This window comes from Chitinophaga agri (genome assembly GCF_010093065.1).
Classification (GTDB): domain Bacteria; phylum Bacteroidota; class Bacteroidia; order Chitinophagales; family Chitinophagaceae; genus Chitinophaga; species Chitinophaga agri.
Genome location: NZ_CP048113.1, coordinates 1,566,070 through 1,586,961 on the forward strand (window position 1 = coordinate 1,566,070; position 20,892 = coordinate 1,586,961).

Sequence of the window (20,892 nt, forward strand, 5' to 3'; positions counted from 1 at the left end):
CTGCGGCAGGTTGGCCCGCCATGAAGTAATAATGAGGCATTTACTGTGTCAGAGAAACCGGAACACCCTTGTTCTGTATTCTTCGAAATCACTTTCATTGGACAGGGTGTCGAACTTCTCCCGTTTACCGTTGCTGCTTTCCCTCACCAGTAATACATCCTGTCCTCCGATGATAGTGCGCCTGGCCTTGTCCATGATACGCTCCAATTCCTGCCTGTCCTGTGTTGACTGCAATTCTTCGATACGATTCACTACAATTGTAAAGTCTTCCATATTGCAAATTTATGATAATAAACCCGCTTTTGCAGCAGCCTTAATGATTGACATACCCCCGCTCCTGCACGTTATACAATGTTACAATAGATGTTACTAAAGTTCAGCTGTTGCAGGTCATCTGTATGGATATAAAACTCCATTCTCCCATCACCAAAACAGATATTTGCTTCGTTATAGGAGGACATCGATAGCAGCAACCGCCATTTCTTACACGCCTCTTTATGAAATGCCAGATCGTCAATAAAGTCGTCCAGGTGTAGCTGCGCATATTCCAGGTCACGCAGTTCCTGTTCCCAGTAAGGGTAGATATAAATTGTTTTATTATTCTTCTCCAGAATACCCTTCTGCTCTTCAATTTTCGCTGCTAACTTCCCATACAGCCATTGCTTCAGATCAATCTGCTCACTCTGTAGGTATGCGAGCTGGCGATCTGACGTAAACCAATACAGACCGAACATTCCTTTCTTCGCCAGATAGGCGCTCCATTGTCTGTCAATATTCACCCAGGATACGGGATATCCCCATATCTGGTCGCGGGTATTAAACTGCTCCGGATCAAAGCCCGCCGTTGCCAGCCTGCCAGCGGCATCTAACTCATTATAGGCGTCGTCCAGGGCTTTCTGTTCAAACGTATAACCCTTCGCTATATTCAGTTTCATTTGCGTGGACTCCTTTCTGCCATCAAACGATTCACAGCGGCTCGGCTTCCCTTTCGGTGGAGGCGTGACCTCCAATGCAGGAACGTCTGTATGTAATACCACATGGGCATTGATATTGCCTACGTTAAAGTCATCGTCAATAAAGAAATAAAGCATACCGGCATGTGGCAGTATGTCATCATCACCATCCGCCAGATCTGCAAGGTTCACCTGTGCCACAAATTCATAGATAAAATCCTTTTCCTGCGGATACGGAAGACCGGCCGGCCAGTGGGGGTAGCCGCCAATTTTTGATGCACCCGGCGGTACAACGGCTACGGACGGCTGCAATAAAAAGCGTGTTGTGAGGCTATCGGCTAAACGGCTGCTGGTGTTCTCAGACAGACCGGCACGCGAGAGAGATGCGATAATGTCAGGTTTCATAGTGTGATAAGGGCCCATTGCCGGTAAGTTATCTTTCATACAGCTACAGGGATGTATCCTTTTTGAAGGATATACAAAAATATGATTTAATGAACACCTGGCCTATACGATTTGTACTGTAACACCATAATTATTCACTGCGTCATGTATTTTTCATACATTTAAGCATGAAAAATATCCTGTTCTGTTACCTGCTGTTTCCATTGGTTATTGCCTGCAAAAAGCAACACACGGCAGGCAATGCTTCGCTGCCCGAACCTGATCCTGCCAGTATTGACAATACCTATCCTGTGGTGACAGCAGCGACCATGATCGCATCAGACAGTGCGTATCTTTACAGACTTGGATTAGCACCCTATGCGTCCTTCTTTACATTCGACCGGGGCATGAAAAACGGAGAGATCTATTATGAAGCTATACAGGAGAGCATACAGCAATTCAAGCCATTGAAGTTCTTTATCCTTAATAATGGTACCGGAAAGATCAGTGCCATCACTACGCCCTCCGCAGCAGAAGCCACCCGGTTCAATGAGCAATGGCATAGGTAGTTGTTCCGCTGGTACATCACGACGATCCTCCCCTCCTTGCTATTAAAGACCTTCCCGACACGAAATTTCTGCTTTGAATAATGAAAACAATCCAATGATACCTGTCAGTCCCTACTTTGACCGGCATCAGGGATCACTACTATCCGCAGTGGTACCTTAGCGCCCTCATGAAACAGATCGTACGTCTCACCAAGATATTCAGATTCGAGATGGCGCATGCGCTCTCGGGATACAACGGACTTTGCAAACATATTCACGGACACTCCTATCAGCTGGAAGTTACTGTGAGCGGTCAGCCTGATAACACGCCTGGTCATAGTGAAGAAGGGATGGTAGTAGATTTCGCTGCCCTGAAAGCCATCGTACAACAGGAGATCATCACTCCGCTGGACCATGCTTTACTATTAAAAGAAAATGTTGCACTACCTGCCACTGCAAATGACAACGAACTATTTGCCAGGACGGTGCGCGTGCCATGGCAACCTACCTGTGAGAACATGGTGATAGACTTCGCCCGTCGTATCATGAGCCGGCTGCCGGAAAACGTGGCACTGAGCAGTCTTAAGCTATATGAAACCGCAACCTCCTATGCGGAATGGTACACCAGTGATAATATATCGTGCTAACATAAACGTTATTACGGACAGGCAACTGTGATGCTGCGTGTAAATGTTCAAAACACACGTAGCATCACAGCTATGCATTTACAGCATAACCTATTTACTTTACCGGCCAGCGGTAACAGCTGCTGATTGCCTGTCTGACGTGGATAGTCGCCCGTTGCTTACCTGCGCCGCATCCATATTGGGATATTTATAATTGACGTATGCGCCGGTACCTTCTGAGACGTTTGCACCTTCTTCTGTAAATAAAAACAGGGTCATTGCTACTATCAGTGATTGTAGCGCAGGTGTGATCGGCCTCATTGGCTTTTGTTTTTAGGATATGGTTAATATTTCCCGGTCGTACCTGCGTATAGAAAGGTACTTGTGTAATAACAATTGATAAGGTTACAATTAAATCAGCATTCTCTACTTACAAACCATCTAACGCTAGTCAGTCATATTGCCAACAGCAATTTATTCTTCTATTATTCCCCCTGATGCCAGTACAAACTAAATGCCAGTCGTAATGACAGCATAGCCTTGTGTAAGGAGCATGTCCATAAGGCGTTCCTCCACTAACTAATTGATTGTAATAGCATTTACAGCAGCACACCCCTGTATGGCATACGGAAAGATATATTATGATTTTGTTAGCAATATTAATGAAAAAGGATCTTTATCTTTATGCCGATGATACGGACAATCCTTTTTACCGCCATTTTGATGTCGGCTACAACAGTAGCCGTAAAGGCTCAGGAGTCTTCCGCTGCTGATGCCGTTAGTAATGCGTCACCAGCATTTGGTCATCCGCAACAGTTGACGGATACAAACTATCTGCGTAAGAAGTGGTTTGTGACGAGATATACGGGTCTTTCCACCGGCTTTGTAGGCTTTAAAGGCGGCAGCGGTACTTACCTGTCAGTGCCACTGGCTTTACAGGTAAATCGTGAACTGAATAATAACTTATATGCCTTCGGTAGTGTGTCGGCAGAGCCGTATCTTTTTAATTCAAATTTCACCTTCGCCCAGCCTGGAAATGGTAAAACAAATAACTATATGCAGGTAAGGAATTTCGGTGCGGCTGCAACTGCCAGGATAGGCCTGACATATACCAATAATGACAGAACATTTTCCATTTCCGGTAGTATTGGTGTAAGCAGAGGTACCAACAATGGTTTTTCTCCCTTTTACGCACCTGCCAGTTTCCCGATGATGGGGAATATGCAACGATAACAGGTCAGCAGGGTATTTCGCAAAGCAGCTTTGTCCTGCAACAGATACCGGCGTTACAGCCAGTTGCAATCCATTATTTTTACAGACAACACTTTGTTTAATAAAAGAAAGCCGGTTCCAGCCGGCTTTCTTTCGTACACGTTCTATCACGTCATATATACCTGGTACCCACTAAATATTGATACGGGATGCGCGGTTTACCACAAACCAGCGGGCAGCCGCCTCTCTGAGGGCGTTGTAATCAGGTGTATCGTCGGTGGCCCATGCGACAATTCCATCAGGACGGATCAGCAAGGCGTTTATACCTAAGCGTTCTTTTACAGGGGCGGCTATATATTTTAGCTGAGGGGCATATTCATCAGCGAAGGTATTCAACTCACTATTATTAGTAAGATCGAGCAGTAGTCCGCGGCCATCATGCATCACATCACCAGGTGTCGTACCATCTTCGAATGCAAATGCAGGAACACTATATCCTACTAATGGATGTACACCGTCAAGGTCATAGTGCATATGCACCCCCCATAGTCTTCCGGCTATGTAAGTAGCGCCATCGCCAGTATTCACAAGATCGCGGAGAATGGCGTGCAGTGCATGAGCGTTAGGCGTTGGTTTCATGATCTCCACCTGCGCGCGTGACCAGTCCAGTACCTGCGCACCGATAGGAAACCGTTCCGCATGATAGCTGTCCAGCAACGCTTCCGGCGCATTCTTCTGAATGACCGCACCCAGTTTCCATCCCAGGTTCATGGCATCGCCAAGGCCCAGATTCAACCCCTGGCCTCCCAATGGTGCATGAATGTGTGCGGCGTCACCCGCAAGTAATACCTGTCCGTTACGATAGGCAGTCGCCTGTCTGGCATGGTCAGTCCATGTAGTAGCGATGTGCAGTGCACTGATAGTTACATCCGTATCCGAGATGTGGCGCAGCAGTTGCCGTACACGTTCAAGCGTAACAGGCTGTCCTGCGCGATGAAAAGCACCACCATCAAAGTCCTGGATAGCGAGATAACCGGGCTGCGACTGGAAGTACATGCCTCTGGGCGTAAGTACGCGTCCAGGTTTGAGTTTCTCCGGATCAACAATATCCACCTTAACAGAGTAACCGGTAAACGCCGGTTCGGTACCGGCAAATTCAAAGCCACCGGACTTGCGGACAACACTACGGCTGCCATCACAACCAACCAGCCATTTGCCTGTAAAAGACAGATCTCCTGACAGCACGGTCACGACCTCTTTCGTTTGAATGAAATCCGTGATGGGAAGTCCGCGGCTGATAGTCACGCCCAGGGTCTCCGCGCGACGGGTCAGCACGGACTCCAGCTCTGCCATTTCAGCTATCAGGCTGGTGGGACTTGCACCAGGCAGGCGATATTTCCATTGTGAGGTATCGATATGGCCCTGGTGGATGGGAATGCCAGCAAAATGTCCTACCGGACGACCGGGATGAGGGAGGGCTTCATTTCCCGACCGTCCGAAAGGGTCTTTCAGACGTTTGGGCACTTCGAGCGCATGCAGTAAGCCGCGGCGGTGCAACGCTTCTATCGAAGGGGCTGAGAGTCCGCGGATGCCGAAAGGAAGTTGCTTGAGTGGGGAATGCGGGGTACCGGCTTTTTCCAGTATAAGCACGGAACATCCGGTCAGTGCCAGTTCGCAGGCAAGAAACAGACCAACGGGTCCGGCGCCGGCGATAATGACGTCATAGGTAGCAGGATGCTGAGAAGGGTTTCCGTTTTCAGTTGTCACTTTCATGTTAAATGATTGAGACACAAAATTCCGGAATAGGGCGTTGACAGGCTTGTATAAACGCGACAAAAACGAAGGAAGGGGGTTATTTTCCTTTTTTTATCTTCCGGGCAAAAGCAGCAGGGGTAGTACCACTGTAACGCTTAAACTCCCGGCTCAGGTGGGACTGATCTGTATAGCCCAGTTCATGTGCCAGACCAGCAATATTCTCATCAGGATACAACCATAACCTGTTCCTTACCTGCTCAAAACGGATCAGACCAGAGACATCCTTAATAGTATGACCGGATGACTGTTTAAACTTTCTTTCCAGTGTCCGTACAGTGGCATGGGCTGCCTCCGCAATCCTGCTGACGGGTGTGGTACCATTGCCGGCCCTCAACACCGCTCCTGCTTTGAATACGGTACTATCGGCAGGATCACGTAGCGGTTCATGGAGGAAATACTGTTGCAGCACGCTGAACACATCCGCTATCTGATCAGCCGCCACAAGTTTTGCTAACCGGGATTGCAGCGCTGATACCGGATGCTCAAAGACGCGGATCCCATCCTTGCCAGCGGGTAGTCCCAGCAGATCAAAGACCGTCCAGGGGAAACACCTGATACCAATAACGTCCAGTTGCCCGGTACTATTCAAAATGGCAGGCTGATTCAGCAGCCCCATTATCACTGGTGAAGGCAGGGGCTGTAAGCTTCCGTTACGGGAAACCAGACACTGACTGCCGAAATGGAAAACAATTTCGGCGTAACCATCGGGCATGACTTCAAAATCGGAGCGTGTTGCTCCGAAGTCTATCCTGGTATGCCAGAAACACTTGATCGTGTTTCTCAGCGCTTCAGGAGGTGCCAGTTCCCGGTGATGCATTTGCATACTGAAAGGTAATATATTTGACGTATATGGACCCGCAGGTATAAAATAGCCGCGTCAACCGAAGATCAACGCGGCCATCAGGCAGGTAGTGGTCACTGTCAGATCTCTAACAGGTTCTCTCCTGCTTTCAGCGGGTATTGCTTCATCTTCCAGACCAGAGAACCGGTGGTCTTTACAGGTAAGACGATCTTTATCTTCCATTTATTTCCCTGACAGGTATATGAGACCGCCACCTTTCCATCCGGATGAGGGATCTCTCCGCTGACATTCGTCAAAGCCCCCAGGTGTGGGGTTATTTTGATCTTCCTGAAGCCGGGAGCGTCACTGTCGATGCCCAGTACTATCCTGAAGAATTCTACGTTGGGACTGGCGCCCCAGGCATGACAGTCGGAACGGCTGTTGGGCAGGTCAGATATTTCGGCCCAGGTGGTGAGTCCCATATTGATATTGTCGCGCCACACATCCAGCCAGCTAAGGTAATCATTACCCAGACCGCCTTTCGCAAGGGCCTGATGCAGGTAATACCGGAAATAGATCGTGCACTGCGTGAGAGAGCTGTCTTTCAGCAACCGATCACAGATACCGGGAATATCGGTTTGATCGGGCACTCCGGCCAATATAGCCAGCGCATTGGCATGTTGAGAATAGACATCCTTTTCATTAGTGTCGGCATACAAATGTCTGGCTGCATTCCAGTACTTACGCCGGATAGTTTGTTTCAGCCGGGCGGCCATCTTACCGTACATCGCAGCGTATGCAGGCATTCCGATGTGAGACTCCAGTTCAGCAGCCCATTGATAGGCCAGCAGTAGTTGCAGGTCCAGAATAGCGGACGCGCCGTCACTTCCTTTTGGAGGCATGGCAAATTCCCATCCCTTACCCCCTACCCAGTCTATAAAGTTCCAGTAGGGCGTACCTGCCAGGGAACCGTCGGTTTGCTGGTATTTATTGAAGAAGGACAGTACTGCGCGTGCGCCGACCAGCTTATCCCGGATAAAGCTGCTGTCACCTCTGTACATCCAGTAGTCATGTAACATGCCGATGTACCACAGTGAGAAGGTTGAAATGATCTGTGTACTGCGTGTTGGCCATCTGCTTTGTGTGACACCTTCGGTTATACGTGAATGATCCATCAGGCTGATCGCGTTGCGTGCCAGTCTGTCGTCACCACTGTTATAATAACTGATCATTGCCTGTATGCGGGTATCGCCGATGTACTGTAACTGCTCGTAGTAAGGACAATCAAAGTAGGTCTCCATAGCACAGAGTCTTGCTGTTAGCCAGCCAATGTCCAGGATCTTTTTAATCTCACTGTTCTGTGTCTGAAAGACGGCATTGAATGTAAAAGGGTACCCGGTAAATACGCCGGAAATGTCTTCTATTATCAATGGTTCATTGCCGGTATGTATAGTCACCAGGATATAACGGAACGTGCGGTAATAAAGCGTTGTGTAGGATTGTCCGACGTCACCATTAGAGATAATACTATCCTTTCTTCCCCTGAAGTCCTTTCCCTCAACATCATTTCTGTTTCCCTTACGGTCGCCGTACTTCGCCACATCGTCATAAAGCGATTCCGCATATTGCAGCGCAATACCAGCATTTTTTCCTTTACTGAAAAGCAGGTGAATGTATGCATTGGTAAGATGCGTCTGATCCAGCAGAAAAGAGACCGTTGTATCGGCGGGGATGGTGAGGGAGGTCTTTTTCGCGGGGAAAGTAGCCGGCAATGTGATGCCCTGGGCCTTTCTCACGACCGACAGGCGCTGATCCGTCAGTTCCATCTGTGGCAATGAGGAAGGTACCAGCATCCAGGCCAGTCCGTCACCACTTCCTTTTAAATGTCCCTGCAACAAACTGGCTGCCTGTGGCCAGTTACTATCGTTAAAATCGGGGGCAGTCCAACCACTGACAGACTTGTTCATGTCTACCAGTTCGCCGGTACTGGCAGCAAAGAACCCGGTAAGTGGCTGGTAGCCATTATCGCGGATGTATTTCCAGGTAGTGTTGGTGTTCAACAGCTCTTCTGCGGGTGTATTTCCCTGGATGATCAGGGCTGTCCTTACAGAGATCTGGGCCTCGGGACGGTTCTCCGCTTCATTATATACCAGCGCTGCCACGCTATTCTTACCGGCAGTGAGGTATGGGGCAAGGTCTACCGTTTCATAGTTCCAGTAATAGGTATCTCCTCTGGCAGGACCCAGAGAGACGAGCGCGCCATTGACATACAACTTGTAACGGTTATCCGCCGATACATGAATGCGGAAACTCGCCGGTTTGGCGGGAAGGTCGATGGTTTTACGGAAATAGTACACACCGTATCCATTACCTGGTTCATGCTGTGGAACGATCCAGTAGGCATTCCAGGGCCTGGATGACTGAGCGTCGGCGACGAAAGGTAGCCACAGGAGGTACAGGGCTACCATGATAAGAATTCTGTTCATTCGAATAACGTGGAATTGATGACCGGTGTAAGATAGCGGTTAATCGCTACGGGGGTATCCTATGGTGTCTGACGGAGGGAGTAAAAGACAAGTAAGGATAGCAGATGGGCGAACGATGGGCGGCATAGACTGATCACACACGGCTCGTTCCTGATGTATATCTGCCATCAAATGCAGATGCCTGCCAGTATATCTCCGGGAAGATAGTGTATCAGGGACACCAGTTCCCTACCGGGCATTCCGGTGATTATTATCAGCTACTACCGGCAGGTCATCTGCTATGATCATGGCGCTGTCGCCCTGGTCTTAGCCTGCTGTGACTGAGGAGTAAAGAAATTCACGAGATTGCCATCCGGGTCTCTGAATAACAATGACCGGTTGCCCCAGGGCATTGTTGTGGGCTCCTGGACAATTTCCGTAGTGACGGTCTTCACTACTCGCTGGTATTTGTCATCAACATCCTCTGCAAGGAACTCGATAATAACGGACCTGTTACTGGCGGCATCTGCTACGGCATCCCCGCCAAAGAGCGCCAGGGTGCGCGTACTACCTATTGCCAGCGCACCTGACGCAGTACGGAGTTCCGCAAAATCATCTGTATACCAGGTGAAGGATGTTTCGGTGATGCGCTCATAAAATTGAACGAGGCGCTTAATGTCGGCTGTAATAATCCGGATGGAGGCAAGATTCATGTTGTATTGATTTACTGAAGGCAAAGTAAATCCGGGGTGGTGACAACCCTATGTCAGTAGGGGGAAAAAAAGTTGCAGGTTTTTATTCTTATCCCGCGAAAACACACAACTGTCCTATTTAGCGGCGGGTACTTACAGTCTTTATATAAGTCCCCCCTTGATGTTGTACCCGTTGGAAAAGCCCCTGACCAACCATCGGTAGCGAAAAGAGGCTTTTCCATGCCAGCATGTAATCCTGGTAGAACAAGTCTAAGAAAGGGTTACCTGACCGTCCATCTCCTATATCAAAAACTCCGCAGGTATTTCAATACCTGCCCTTTCCGCTGCTGCAATATGTGCCTTCGCCAGTTCGCTATTAATAAAGCCGTCTTCAAACAGGTATATCCTGGCCAGCTCAATATGTCCCATATCATAACCACCCTCCGTTGCTCTTTTAAAGTACCGTACTGCCGCGTTTACGTCTTTGGCTATACCTAGTCCTTTGAGATAGAAGATGCCCTGATTAAAGGCCCCTGTTGCTGTTTCATCTTTCTGATAATAGCGGAGAGCAGTTGCCAGATCCCCGTTCTCTTCATACAGATGTCCCAGCCAGCTATAGTCAGGTTCTCCCAGCTCTTCTGCCCGGAGGTAATGGAACAATGCCAGCTCAGGGTTTGTATCATACAGTAAATACCCGAGGTTATTATGTGCTACAGCAAGGCCATCATCAGCAGCCAGCAGTAACAGTTCAATGGCTTTATCTATGTCAGGCGCTGTTCCTATGCCGTTCTGGTAGCAAAGGCTCAATCCGTTGATCGCGTTCGTATTGCCGGCAGCGGCCCCCTTTTCATACCAGTAGAATGCTTTATCAGGATCAACATATCCATCTATCATATAGTGTATATGCGCCAGGTTGTTCATGGCATAACCGTAGCCTCTTTCAGCAGCCAGTGTGTAGTGGTCGATTGCTGACTGATAGTCTTGCCGGTTATAGGCATCCACACCGATGTTATATAATTCCTCCACGGGCGTGTAGGCATCTGTGACAATTTCCTCTTCCGGCAATGCGGCATACGTCAGTAATCTGTTACGTACAGCTTCATCATAATAGTAACCGGAGCTGTCACTTTCGGCATCCTGTTTTACCAGGTCCCTGTTGGCTCTTGAAATGCCGTATTTGTCTATGAGGTATACGGCATTTCCTTTGAAGGCCCAGGCGAAACCCTGGTGAGGCGCTTTCCGTATTATCAGGTCGAACCGTTCTCCATCTGCAGCAAGATAGTATCCTCCCTCCTGCTGTAACATGATCACGTTGTCATGTAACAATTCTATTCTATCATATCTGAAATCTATGACGACCTGTCCATCTTCTCCCAGCATGCCCCAGCGTCCATTCCGCTGTGCAATGTAAGGATTGTCATGTCTTACGCTGCGTATATTTTCATATACCGGCTCAGCGACTACCTTCCCGGAAATATGGATCAGTCCCAGCAGCTCATTACGCTGCACAATGGCGAGAGGAGCATGATCAAAGTCATAAGCTTCATCCCATTCGGCAGGAACGATGATGTCTCCTGATCTGTGTACGTAGCCATATTGCTGCCCCTTTCTTACAACGGCCACATCCCACGCACTGAATGCATAAAACTCATCAAACTGCGGATGGATCAGTATTTCACCTGCGGGCCCCTTTAGTCCCCATAATCCGTTCTCGCAGTAAATTTCTTCTCTCTTTACTACCTGACAGATATATCTCCATCCATACTGATAGTCCGGATAGTTCAGCAGTTCCGTAAATGAATTAAAGGCCATGCTTACATGTTTGAGCACAGGGTAAGACAACGCGGAAATATCATGCTTATCTACGGCCGCGTTGATCACAGCATTGTTAAAAGCAATATCTGCCTGCCATATAACGGCCTGTTCGTCCTGCGGCAGCTTATCTGTGTCAAATACCTCGCGGGCGTTCAGGGCAAAATATGGATGTTCCAGGTTATCCAGGTAGCTGAACAGCTTCTCTTTATATACAGTAAAGGCATTTTTGTCGCTGATGACAGACTTTGTAGCATCCAGAAAGTGGTAAAATCTCTTCAGGTTTTCGATACCGGGTTTAGCATCATAGTATAAAATGCCATTTTTAATAAAGGCACCACTTATTAATAGTGGCTGTAATAATAGCGGCATCTCGTATTCCCATTCCATCATCATGATATCGTTAAGGTCTGTTCCTGATGTGGCATGGGTGTTATTTAAGTATACTTTAGGCGACATTCCGCAAAGGTACTGATTCTTCAGTTCATCGTTAAACCGGTAAGGCCTGCTTTCTGAGCAGGCCTTACCGGTTTATGATATAAAAAGCTTATTTAAATTTCAGATTTAAGGAGATGCTATTCGCCTGCAGGCCATTGCTTTGATTATAATGGCCATATCGTAGTTCAAGCATATTAAAATGCTTCATACCCAACACTCCCTTGGGCGGCGTGAGCCTTATCCCTGCGCCGAAAAAGTGGCTATCAAAACCGGACAGATCATAATTGCTGGTGTAATACTCCCCGGCGCCGGTGTGCACCTGATATGGCGCGAAGTATTTAGTTCCCTGCTGATGATTATAGCGGTAAAAAGGAGTGAACGAATAAAACGGCGACAGCTTGATGGATGTTTCCAGGCTGGCGGTATGTGCATTTATTTGCCAGTTGTCATGATAATAGCGGTAATACCCCCTCAGTACCACCCGGTCGCCGAGGAAATAATTCGCCCTGATACCCAATGGTATCTTCAATCTGCTATCCGGGAGCTTTTCTACATGTACACTGTTATCATTAAAGTAAACCCGATGGAAAGGTAGACCCAGGTAACCCGATTGATAGATCACATCGACCAGGAACATAAGCTGGAGCCTGGAATTGACGATCTGCGACCAGGAGAGGGATGAACTGTATGTCTTCCTGCCGGTTGTTGCATAGTCATCTTCCTCACGATTCCCATTGCCACCGCTTGATCTTAGTTCAATGGGGTAGATCAGCTTCAGCTGATCCTGGTAGGTTTGCAGTTTAAGTGCAAATTCTCCCATTTTATTCCGCGTCTTTTTCGCAAACATGATGTTGGCTCCGACAGACTGGTAATCAAACTCGTGAGAGAATGATAAGCCTGCGCCCACCGTTGTGCCATTCTTATTTTCCATTTCCCATGACAGAGATGGATAGAAGCGTGTATCAGCAGAGGAGGCGGAAGATAATGTTTTAGGATCGATATTGTCTGAGGAAGCAGAGGTGTAATGATCAATACCCAATTCGAAATTCAATGTATGTTTCCTGTCGCGTACATCGTATTTCGAAAGCGTAACCTGTATGGAGTTAGACAGATCTGTCAGCAGCTGTGTACCAGTACCGCCGGTCACCGCTGCGTGATCACCATTCTGATGATAGTAACTGGATACAATATTTACCTCTTCCAGTTGGAGTTTCCGGTTCCTGTAAGTGCTGCTGTCAGGAGCAGATTGTGCATGGGTATATAATATCCCTGCGAACATTGCCAGTATAGCCAGGTTCAGTTTCTTCATAATTCCGTTGCTATGATTTAATTACAGCCGCAACCTCCGCCACTTTTGGCGCCATTGGCGCCAGAAGCGCCTTCGCGGTAAGATTGAAAACTAAGTTCTGTCTTTTCAACTTTTCTGTTGCCCAGTGTCATTTCACCATCATTCAGGCGATTCTTCTGGTATTCCTTAACGGTGGTACAGGAAGCCAGCAGTGTGGTTATAACACCTCCTGTTAGTAACATTTTACAGACCTGTCTGATCATTGTAGCTTAATATTATCTGAAGTGAATAATCTGTTCTGATCGTCTATTATTATACATGCAATCTGTTTTATCTGGTTGATCATATTCATGCCTGCCTTTACGCCCATTATCATCACAGGAGTAGCCATGGCATCTGCTATTTCCGCATTTGTACTGATGATAGACACACTTTTAATACCAGTGACAGGAAGTCCGGTTTTAGGATCGATGGTATGCGAATATTTCTTACGATCGATCATGATACATTTCTCATAATTGCCTGAAGTCGCTATGGCCTGGTTTGAAATATTCAGATAAGAGAACGGATGATGTTTACTATCCGGATCTGCGATGCCTACGGTCCATGGTGTACCATCTGGTTGCAGGCCCCAGGTAGTGAGATCTCCGGCTGCATTTACAATACCACTTCTGACACCTCTCTGCTGCAGTAATTGTTTGGCTCTCTCTGCGGCATACCCCTTGCCGATGCCACCGAAACCGATACGCATACCTGGTTCCAATAGCATCACTTCGTGCCGCTCGATATTCACCTGTATATTCCTGTAATTAATTAGCCGTACCATTTGCCGGGCAGTAACCGGATCCGGAAGGGCGGTCAAGCCTCTGTCGAAGTTCCAGAGGCGCTTATCCACTGAGCCATAGCTAAGGTCAAAGGCGCCCTGCGTAACGCGGGAAATCCTTTCCGCACGCAAGATCAGTTCACACACCTCCCGGTCTACGGTTACCGGTTGAATGCCCGCATTGCGGTTAATAAGGCTGGTCTGACTACTTTCACTGTAAGTGGTCAGCAGATCTTCAATCCGGCGTACTTCATCAATAGCGGCGTTTATATGTTCCATGGCGGACAGTCTGTCGTCGTCCACTATGGTCACCTCAAAACGGTTACCCATCAGCTTCAGTACTTTCCTGTACACATGTTCTGTCAGACAAACAACATTACTTTCCTGTTCCATAGACACTACTTTTGAGCTGGGCGACGAATCCCTCCGGAGTGGTATTGGGGAATCCGTCCCAAGTCCTGATCACTTTACCGTTTTCGTCCAGTAACAAAGTATATGGGAAACGTCCCTCTGGGTTATACTTATCGGCCAGTGCATCATTCGACTGCTGCTGCTGTTTACTCAGCTGATTCTTTTTGGAACGGGGGAAATCCGCATTGATGAGTATCAGCTGCTGGTCGGCATAGTTCAAAAAGGCACTATCGTCGAATATCTCATGCCGGAGGCGTATACATGGTCCGCACCAGTCAGAACCTGAAAAGTTCAATAAGATCATGTGGTGTTTCTCCGCAGCTTCTTTTCTGGCTTTTTCAAAATCTGTTCCCCATATAGAAGAGGTAAACACACCCAGGCATGACAATGCAATTAGCAGTGCTTTCATATCTTTAATGCTATAATTTTTCCTTATTAAATGGTGCTACGAAGTAAAGATTTACAATTATAAAAAGGTGTTAAATAGTTGATTTTAAGTGCATTTTAATGTATTTAATACGGGGCAACAAAAGGGAAGTTTGTAAGCTTTTCACAGCTGACAATCAAGATAAATATATGTGATAGTACAAATTTAAAAGGCCATTCTAAAGACTTTCTGAAGAGGATATCGATACTGTTCCTGCTGTTTATCTAGTGCGCACATTCCAACCGCATTTTTACTCCCGACCAAAAACGGAGAAGGAAAAGCTAGCTCAATATGGATGCAGCAGATTCAGTTCAAGACGTCTTCAAAAACAGCAATTTACTCAGGCAATTACCTTCTCCCGCTTAGCTACTGGCTCTGTACTTCCAGGTTCAAAAGCCTTTTTGTAAGTAAGGAACCTCGCCTCTACAAAACGATAGGTCAGATAGGCAGCGAGTATTGTGAGTCCACCGGACGTAATGTACAATACCGTTGTTGACAAAACCGGAGACATATTTCGCAACGTATTCTTCAATAAGATAATCGTAATAAGCAAAACCATCCCATGATACATATAAATACCGTAGGAAATATTGCCCAGGAAATTAAACACTTTGTTGTCGGTATTGATGATCGTCTTTGGATTACATGATATATTCAAGATCAGCCACGCAAATATTACGTTGGTAATAAGGGAAGAATAAAAGCCATCAAATAAGACACTATACAACGTCCCTCCCCATCCAGGCAAGGCTATCAAAGTGTTGTGAAAAGTGAGACGAATCACTAATACCAGTAAAGCAAATATCTGGAACCCAAGACCGAATGCCTTGCCACTAAAGAGCTTTTCCCGATGGTGATAGAACAGCCATGCACCCAGCGCACCAATACACATACCCTCAAACTTCAAGGTACTGCCCAAAGTGACCAGAACCCTTCCCCAGTGTGGGAGCGCAGAATGATCACCATGTTTATAATAAGCATTGAATCCCAGACGTAACGCAATAATCACAAAAAAAATAGTCACCGCATACTTCCGTAGCTTCTTAATTAAAGGCGCCCAGAAGAAATAAAACTGTTCTTCAACACCAATGGACCATAAGGGTGCCAGATAACTGGATCCGTAAATACTTAATACAACGTTAGGCAGGAAGAATACGAAAAGTGGTGCTGCCACACTCATCGGATAGTGAAACTCGTAGTCAATATGCAGCAATTTAATTGCAAACGGAATGCATACCAATCCAATAATTAGGATCAGATAGTAAAGCGGCCATATTCTAAGTATACGCCGCATATAGAAATGCTTAATATTAATAGTACCTGTGTTAGCTTGTTCAGCCAATAATAAATAGGTGATAAGAAATCCACTTAATACGAAGAAAAACTCTACTGCCAGCGGGCCATTAGAGAACAAAGTAAAGTCGGTTAAATTAAACAGTGAATACTTGGCCCTAACTGTTTCCGCGTGAAACATCAGTACTAAAAACGCTGAAATAAAGCGTAATCCATTAAGACCTTTAAAATATACTTTCGACGGGCGCATTAAAGTTATTCTCTTTGAGTTCAGTTAGCTAATATGCTATAATCGCTTGAAATTAAGCTTTTTAGATATAAATGCAAATGATTTAGCGTGCTAACTCGGCTTAATAACGCGGCGCCGGGAAGTAGTGGGTGGCAGATTCATCCGTGTGTGCCTACCGGGGATAGCGAATATATGTATTGTGTTTTATTTACACAAATACTGTATTGGTGTGAATAGATACAGTATACAATACAATCTCCAGCACATCAGTATCTGCCTGGTTATATTATCCAGCTACATATCCCTCAACCTATATTTATAATTATAACCACGTAAACAGGCAATCAAAGCATCAATGCACTTGATTTCCTGTTTACGTGGTTACAATTATTTATTCAGCGCTATATCAGAGCTTCCTGTATCCTGCGGTACCAGCATTCGAGCCTGTAGCCGGATAGTAGTAGTTTGTTGCGTCTACCCCAGCTGCAGCACTGGTCGCGAACTTTTTATTCTCATATACACCGGTACCCTCAGTCACCTTTGCATTGTTCTCCAGGTAAATGTAGTTTTTAGCATATATTGTTCCTGTTCCGTTCCGTGGAGCAATGAGTAGGTTCGCGTTGACGAGGTTTAATCCTGTTTGTCCACCGTAGCCGTTGATCCGGAGACTGTTCCCTGTGGTATAGGCAATGGTATTATTAGAGAAAGTAACAATTGCATTATCGCTCCCTCTCATGCTAACGCCGTCCAGCTGACAATTGCGGAAGAGATTATTAACAAAGATGTGCGTCGCGCCGTTTGCGCCTGAGCCATAAAACTGACATAATTCTCCCCAGCCGTCATGAACATAATTATCATGCGTGTTCGTATTAGTCGTTCTTCCTCCAATCAGGATGCCACCATTGTGTGCATAGTTCTTCTGAATAGCCCAGTTGCTTACTTCGTTATTAAATACTTCGAGTCTGTCTATGGCAGAAGTCTGTATACCATCAAGGCCTATATCTTTGACAAGATTATTGTAAATCTTAACATTCTGCCACATGATTGGCTGTACATACTGATGTCCTGCGGTAAAGCCGGCCGGAGCACCATAGTACGGCACGTTGGATGTCAGATCCCAGTAAGTAGCAGTATGACCGATATACATTGCCTCATTAGTTGTGTTTTTGATAACAAGGTCATGTATCGATAGATTCTGCATGGTGGAATTAGGGTATGCAGTTGACGCATCATTCTTCACAGGGTCTGTTTTCGCGACAATACCATTACCGCCGTCCTGTATTGTCAGATTGTATATTTCTATATTATCCGACTTGTTCCCGATTTGTAGATCATAGTAAGCTGCTTTGGCCGATTGTTTAGAGCCGTTAATCATAACAGATGAATTACCTGACTGTCCGCCAAACTTAATATAGTGACAGTTCCACAGTACGAATCCGCAGGAATATCCACCGCCGTTCCACGCTGGATCACCAATATTCAATGTAGTACCTGCCAGATTACGAATGGTGATAGGTGCAGAGGCGCTACCGGAAGTATTAACTACCTGTATGGACTTAAATGTGCCACTCAGGTTAATAATATCTCCAGGCTGATAGGTTTTATTAGTGTTGTCGATGACTAATCGTCCGTTGGCGTCCGGAGTCAGTGTAAACTCCCTGCCTGTAGTAGCAGTGGTGACTGCCAGTTTCTGATCTGCGGTAAGTTTTTCGTCAATTACGGCGTCTTTCTTGCAACTAATGGCAAACAATACGATACCAGCCGCAATCACGGATTGCGCATAACATTTGAAGTTCTTCATTCTATTAGGATATGTTTTAAATGACCCGGCCTGGTTAGTCCGGTGTTGTTATATTGTGGTTTTTCATCATCGCCGGTACAGCTGATCCCGGTCGATCTTAGTTACTACGTTGATAGTACTAGCTTGGCTTATTATTCGTGTATTCGTCTATTCGGATATGTCCTAGTTAAACTAAATCAATACCAATAATCCAATACCTTTTAATTCATTGATTATTAAATGTTTATATTCCCACTAGGTTATGGTATCATTCCATTTTTAGGACAATTGTCTTTAATATGGAATTGTTCAGCTACTTTTTATGGATTTAGTGAGGTTGTAACAATGTTAACCGAATTGTGATAGTTATTTTGCCGTAACTGCAGCGCCAAGCGACCTGCCTGCTAACAGTGCTATAACGAAAAAACACAAGAGTGGAATGGCGATCCTGGAAGAAGATGCCTGATTATGTATGCAGATTAGCATCCCAATTCACCTTAAAAAATTTCCTCGCTAGTGGTCAACATCTCTTCACATGACGTTTCCAGCTGTATACCGGGACGGTATATGCTATTGAGAGAGAAAAAGGTATCGGGCATTGTAGATACCGTCGTGAGATATTTTTCGCAGCTGTTTCGCTTTAATAATTGATAATATTCAATCAACACTAAGAACCGGTGGTCTTAAAACTTTGAAGATACTTTTTTGGCTTCTTGCCAATATGCTTTTCAAACACTTTCGTGAAATGACCAAGATTCTCAAATCCCATTTGATAACCTGCTTCGGATACTGACAGATCGTCTTCACGCAATAGCCTTGCGGCTTCCTTCATACGTAAATTTTGATAGTAATCGTAGATACCCATGCCAAAAACCTGCGTAAAGATCTTGCGGAGTTTAAGTTCGTTCATACCGGCAATTTGCTTCAATTCCGCAATAGTACAGGGCTGGCTTAATGACGAAACAATTTTGTCCCGAACCTGGTAAATCGCCTTGATCTCCTTTCCATTTAGTTTAATGCCAGTAGCATTCCCGCGTTTTTTCAAACTTTCAAAAAGGTAGAAAAGTAATTCCATTGCTTTCATCTTGTAATAGAAACTTTTCATAGCGCCCGGCTCCTCCTTTCTCACGATTTCATTTACCGTACGCAAGATGTCATCGGTCATCAGTTCCTCTATCCAAAAATTGTTTGCGCAATTAAAAAGGTAATCGAAGTGCTCAGCTTCCTCCTGTAAGAAGTTCCGGAGATATTCGGCACTGATACTGATAGACACATGCGATACGCACGAGTCTTTTTTAAAATGCAGGGTTTGACTAATTGTATAAGGAAAGATCCGTACATAGGGCGGCTCCATGGGACCAGTGGGCTTTCGCTTATTGGTTTCGTTATCCGCATTAGCCTGGAAGATATTATAAAATACAATACCAATACCATCAGTTATATCAGACTGGCCGGTTACCCGTGTGAAATCATCCGTCACAATGAACGAGCCGAAGTGCATAGCCATATCGGGCAAAAAAGTGAAGCCCTTGAAGAAAATGACCTGGAAATATTGCAACACATTTTCCAAGGACAATCCCAGCTTATTCGTAAACTGCTGCATGTCACTGTTACCGTTACTACTGGTCCGAACTTTCATTTTTTCGACTAAAAATAATAGGTTATCGAATATTTTACTTGTAAAGCTACAACTAGTTTTGCGGTAGTAAACAACATAAATGATGAAAAAACAAGTTTTAATATCAGGAGCCAGCTTTGCAGGCTTAACACTGGCTTACTGGTTAAACAAGTTTGGTTTTAAGGTAACCATAGTTGAATTAGGAAAGGACCTGAGAACCGCGGGTTCACCCATCGATGTGCGTGGTGACGCTTTAGGGATAGCCAGGGAAATGGGTATCTATAACGAGATTAAAGCCAATGAATTCGTACATACAGATGAGATTGTAGATGCCGAAGATCAAACATTGGCAAAGTTTGCCATTAACACATTACCGGAATATTTGGGTGATATCGAGATTCACCGTGGCGACCTGGTTAAGATCCTGTACGAGGCAATCCCAAAAGATGAAGTAGCGATCATTTTTGGCAATAGTATATCTGGTATAAGGCAGCAGGAGGATCATGTGGAAGTGTCATTCGAGAAAGGCGAAAGCAAGGTGTACGATCTTGTATTTGGCGCTGATGGCACGCATTCTGCAGTCAGAAAACTCGTCTTTGGGCCAGAAGAAGGCTTTAAGAAGTTCCTGGGGGTGTATTTTGCATTTGCAGCGGCTGATCATATTCAGACAGGCCGCCCCAAATCTACAGGTATTGTGTATCGTGAGTTGGGTAAACAGGCGGTGATCTTTCAGTTTAAAGATGCGGCGAACGCCATACTTATATTTCGCGCACCTAAACTGGATTGGAACTACCGGGATCGTGAGCAGCCCAGGCAGATTTTAAGGGATTATTTCGGCGGTAACACCCATTGGAAAATTCCGGATATTCTGGATGCCATGGTTGATGCTGATGACCTGTATTTTGATGAAGCCTGCCAGATCAAAATGCCGTCCTGGACAAAGGGGCGTATAGCGTTGATTGGCGATGCGGCCTATGCCCCGAGCTTCTTCACTGGAATGGGTACCAGCCTGGCTATGCAAGGTGCAACGCTGTTAGCTAAACTGCTTCACGAGACAGGCGATCATCAAACCGCCTTTATCAAATATAACGAAGCATTCAAACCTTTTGTAGATAGTGTTCAGGCACGTGTTGATCAATCGCTGAAAGTCCAGCTACCTGAAACCGAGGAAGAGCTAAAAGCCTCTATCAAAGCCTGGACTAGTGAGCACCAACAGGTATCCTGATCAATGTAAAAAAGGTTGACAGTACAATAATATCACGTAGAATTTCTTTAACATAAGGAGAAAGCTGCCCGG

At 45.9% G+C, this 20,892-nt stretch carries 19 protein-coding genes; 4 read left to right on the plus strand and 15 right to left on the minus strand.

From position 1 onward, the window contains the following. Positions 1–48: 48 nt before the first annotated feature. Together GWR21_RS05785 and GWR21_RS05790 are read right to left on the minus strand one after the other, a co-directional pair. A complete protein-coding gene (locus GWR21_RS05785; protein WP_162330821.1) occupies positions 49–273 on the minus strand; it encodes a hypothetical protein in 225 nt (74 codons plus the stop codon). 71 nt (positions 274–344) lie between these two features. Then, complete coding sequence (locus GWR21_RS05790; protein ID WP_162330822.1) at positions 345–1,397, minus strand: DUF1963 domain-containing protein; 1,053 nt, start codon at positions 1,395–1,397, stop codon at positions 345–347. Positions 1,398–1,525: 128 nt separating this feature from the next. Here GWR21_RS05790 and GWR21_RS05795 point away from each other — a divergent pair, with 128 nt between their 5' ends. Both GWR21_RS05795 and GWR21_RS05800 read left to right on the plus strand, forming a co-directional pair. After that, positions 1,526–1,906 carry a hypothetical protein gene (locus tag GWR21_RS05795; RefSeq protein ID WP_162330823.1) on the plus strand — a complete coding sequence of 127 codons (381 nt, stop codon included), beginning with the start codon at positions 1,526–1,528 and terminating at the stop codon, positions 1,904–1,906. 167 nt (positions 1,907–2,073) lie between these two features. Continuing rightward, entirely contained in the window at positions 2,074–2,532 is a 459-nt protein-coding gene (locus GWR21_RS05800; protein ID WP_162330824.1) for a 6-pyruvoyl trahydropterin synthase family protein, read from the plus strand. Between the two features lie 99 nt (positions 2,533–2,631). On the opposite strand, the gene GWR21_RS05805 is transcribed toward GWR21_RS05800, so the two are convergent. Continuing rightward, the gene (locus GWR21_RS05805; protein ID WP_162330825.1) at positions 2,632–2,832 is read right to left on the minus strand and encodes a hypothetical protein; all 201 of its coding nucleotides are present in this window, start codon (positions 2,830–2,832) and stop codon (positions 2,632–2,634) included. A gap of 369 nt (positions 2,833–3,201) precedes the next feature. Between GWR21_RS05805 and GWR21_RS05810 the strand changes: the two genes are divergently transcribed. Further along, positions 3,202–3,744 carry a hypothetical protein gene (locus tag GWR21_RS05810; protein ID WP_162330826.1) on the plus strand — a complete coding sequence of 181 codons (543 nt, stop codon included), beginning with the start codon at positions 3,202–3,204 and terminating at the stop codon, positions 3,742–3,744. A gap of 171 nt (positions 3,745–3,915) precedes the next feature. Here the strand turns inward: GWR21_RS05810 and GWR21_RS05815 are convergent, their stop codons facing one another. The 12 genes from GWR21_RS05815 to GWR21_RS05870 form a co-directional block, all read right to left on the minus strand. Beyond that, positions 3,916–5,496 (minus strand): FAD-dependent oxidoreductase, encoded by a 1,581-nt coding sequence (locus GWR21_RS05815; protein WP_162330827.1) that lies wholly within the window; start codon positions 5,494–5,496, stop codon positions 3,916–3,918. Positions 5,497–5,575: 79 nt separating this feature from the next. Then, a complete protein-coding gene (locus tag GWR21_RS05820) occupies positions 5,576–6,361 on the minus strand; it encodes a helix-turn-helix domain-containing protein (protein ID WP_238430215.1) in 786 nt (261 codons plus the stop codon). 98 nt (positions 6,362–6,459) lie between these two features. Next, on the minus strand, positions 6,460–8,805 hold the full coding sequence (locus GWR21_RS05825) for an alpha-L-rhamnosidase-related protein (protein WP_162330828.1): 2,346 nt from the start codon (positions 8,803–8,805) through the stop codon (positions 6,460–6,462). 284 nt (positions 8,806–9,089) lie between these two features. Beyond that, on the minus strand, positions 9,090–9,497 hold the full coding sequence (locus GWR21_RS05830) for a VOC family protein (RefSeq protein WP_162330829.1): 408 nt from the start codon (positions 9,495–9,497) through the stop codon (positions 9,090–9,092). A 279-nt stretch (positions 9,498–9,776) separates the two neighbouring features. Then, a complete protein-coding gene (locus GWR21_RS05835; RefSeq protein ID WP_162330830.1) occupies positions 9,777–11,747 on the minus strand; it encodes an SEL1-like repeat protein in 1,971 nt (656 codons plus the stop codon). Between the two features lie 88 nt (positions 11,748–11,835). Further along, entirely contained in the window at positions 11,836–13,035 is a 1,200-nt protein-coding gene (locus tag GWR21_RS05840) for a DUF3570 domain-containing protein (RefSeq protein ID WP_162330831.1), read from the minus strand. Positions 13,036–13,052: 17 nt separating this feature from the next. Further along, complete coding sequence (locus GWR21_RS05845) at positions 13,053–13,277, minus strand: DUF4266 domain-containing protein (RefSeq protein WP_162330832.1); 225 nt, start codon at positions 13,275–13,277, stop codon at positions 13,053–13,055. Next, on the minus strand, positions 13,274–14,230 hold the full coding sequence (locus tag GWR21_RS05850; RefSeq protein WP_162330833.1) for an FAD:protein FMN transferase: 957 nt from the start codon (positions 14,228–14,230) through the stop codon (positions 13,274–13,276). The genes GWR21_RS05845 and GWR21_RS05850 overlap by 4 nt, the downstream gene beginning before the upstream one ends. Further along, the gene (locus GWR21_RS05855; protein WP_162330834.1) at positions 14,214–14,657 is read right to left on the minus strand and encodes a thioredoxin family protein; all 444 of its coding nucleotides are present in this window, start codon (positions 14,655–14,657) and stop codon (positions 14,214–14,216) included. The genes GWR21_RS05850 and GWR21_RS05855 overlap by 17 nt, the downstream gene beginning before the upstream one ends. A 358-nt stretch (positions 14,658–15,015) precedes the next feature. Beyond that, a complete protein-coding gene (locus tag GWR21_RS05860) occupies positions 15,016–16,218 on the minus strand; it encodes an acyltransferase family protein (protein WP_162330835.1) in 1,203 nt (400 codons plus the stop codon). A gap of 385 nt (positions 16,219–16,603) precedes the next feature. Further along, complete coding sequence (locus GWR21_RS05865; RefSeq protein WP_162330836.1) at positions 16,604–17,998, minus strand: right-handed parallel beta-helix repeat-containing protein; 1,395 nt, start codon at positions 17,996–17,998, stop codon at positions 16,604–16,606. Between the two features lie 646 nt (positions 17,999–18,644). After that, entirely contained in the window at positions 18,645–19,616 is a 972-nt protein-coding gene (locus GWR21_RS05870; RefSeq protein WP_238430217.1) for a helix-turn-helix domain-containing protein, read from the minus strand. An 82-nt stretch (positions 19,617–19,698) separates the two neighbouring features. Here GWR21_RS05870 and GWR21_RS05875 point away from each other — a divergent pair, with 82 nt between their 5' ends. Then, positions 19,699–20,820, plus strand: a complete 1,122-nt coding sequence (locus GWR21_RS05875) for an FAD-dependent monooxygenase (protein ID WP_162330837.1) — start codon at positions 19,699–19,701, stop codon at positions 20,818–20,820. Positions 20,821–20,892 lie beyond the last annotated feature (72 nt).

Bases quoted from the DNA above. Each gene is read 5' to 3' on its own strand.
- GWR21_RS05785 (WP_162330821.1), bottom strand. From the start codon at position 273: ATGGAAGACTTTACAATTGTAGTGAATCGTATCGAAGAATTGCAGTCA.
- GWR21_RS05790 (WP_162330822.1), bottom strand. From the start codon at position 1,397: ATGAAAGATAACTTACCGGCAATGGGCCCTTATCACACTATGAAACCT.
- GWR21_RS05795 (WP_162330823.1), top strand. From the start codon at position 1,526: ATGAAAAATATCCTGTTCTGTTACCTGCTGTTTCCATTGGTTATTGCC.
- GWR21_RS05800 (WP_162330824.1), top strand. From the start codon at position 2,074: ATGAAACAGATCGTACGTCTCACCAAGATATTCAGATTCGAGATGGCG.
- GWR21_RS05805 (WP_162330825.1), bottom strand. From the start codon at position 2,832: ATGAGGCCGATCACACCTGCGCTACAATCACTGATAGTAGCAATGACC.
- GWR21_RS05810 (WP_162330826.1), top strand. From the start codon at position 3,202: ATGATACGGACAATCCTTTTTACCGCCATTTTGATGTCGGCTACAACA.
- GWR21_RS05815 (WP_162330827.1), bottom strand. From the start codon at position 5,496: ATGAAAGTGACAACTGAAAACGGAAACCCTTCTCAGCATCCTGCTACC.
- GWR21_RS05820 (WP_238430215.1), bottom strand. From the start codon at position 6,361: ATGCAAATGCATCACCGGGAACTGGCACCTCCTGAAGCGCTGAGAAAC.
- GWR21_RS05825 (WP_162330828.1), bottom strand. From the start codon at position 8,805: ATGAACAGAATTCTTATCATGGTAGCCCTGTACCTCCTGTGGCTACCT.
- GWR21_RS05830 (WP_162330829.1), bottom strand. From the start codon at position 9,497: ATGAATCTTGCCTCCATCCGGATTATTACAGCCGACATTAAGCGCCTC.
- GWR21_RS05835 (WP_162330830.1), bottom strand. From the start codon at position 11,747: ATGTCGCCTAAAGTATACTTAAATAACACCCATGCCACATCAGGAACA.
- GWR21_RS05840 (WP_162330831.1), bottom strand. From the start codon at position 13,035: ATGAAGAAACTGAACCTGGCTATACTGGCAATGTTCGCAGGGATATTA.
- GWR21_RS05845 (WP_162330832.1), bottom strand. From the start codon at position 13,277: ATGATCAGACAGGTCTGTAAAATGTTACTAACAGGAGGTGTTATAACC.
- GWR21_RS05850 (WP_162330833.1), bottom strand. From the start codon at position 14,230: ATGGAACAGGAAAGTAATGTTGTTTGTCTGACAGAACATGTGTACAGG.
- GWR21_RS05855 (WP_162330834.1), bottom strand. From the start codon at position 14,657: ATGAAAGCACTGCTAATTGCATTGTCATGCCTGGGTGTGTTTACCTCT.
- GWR21_RS05860 (WP_162330835.1), bottom strand. From the start codon at position 16,218: ATGCGCCCGTCGAAAGTATATTTTAAAGGTCTTAATGGATTACGCTTT.
- GWR21_RS05865 (WP_162330836.1), bottom strand. From the start codon at position 17,998: ATGAAGAACTTCAAATGTTATGCGCAATCCGTGATTGCGGCTGGTATC.
- GWR21_RS05870 (WP_238430217.1), bottom strand. From the start codon at position 19,616: ATGAAAGTTCGGACCAGTAGTAACGGTAACAGTGACATGCAGCAGTTT.
- GWR21_RS05875 (WP_162330837.1), top strand. From the start codon at position 19,699: ATGAAAAAACAAGTTTTAATATCAGGAGCCAGCTTTGCAGGCTTAACA.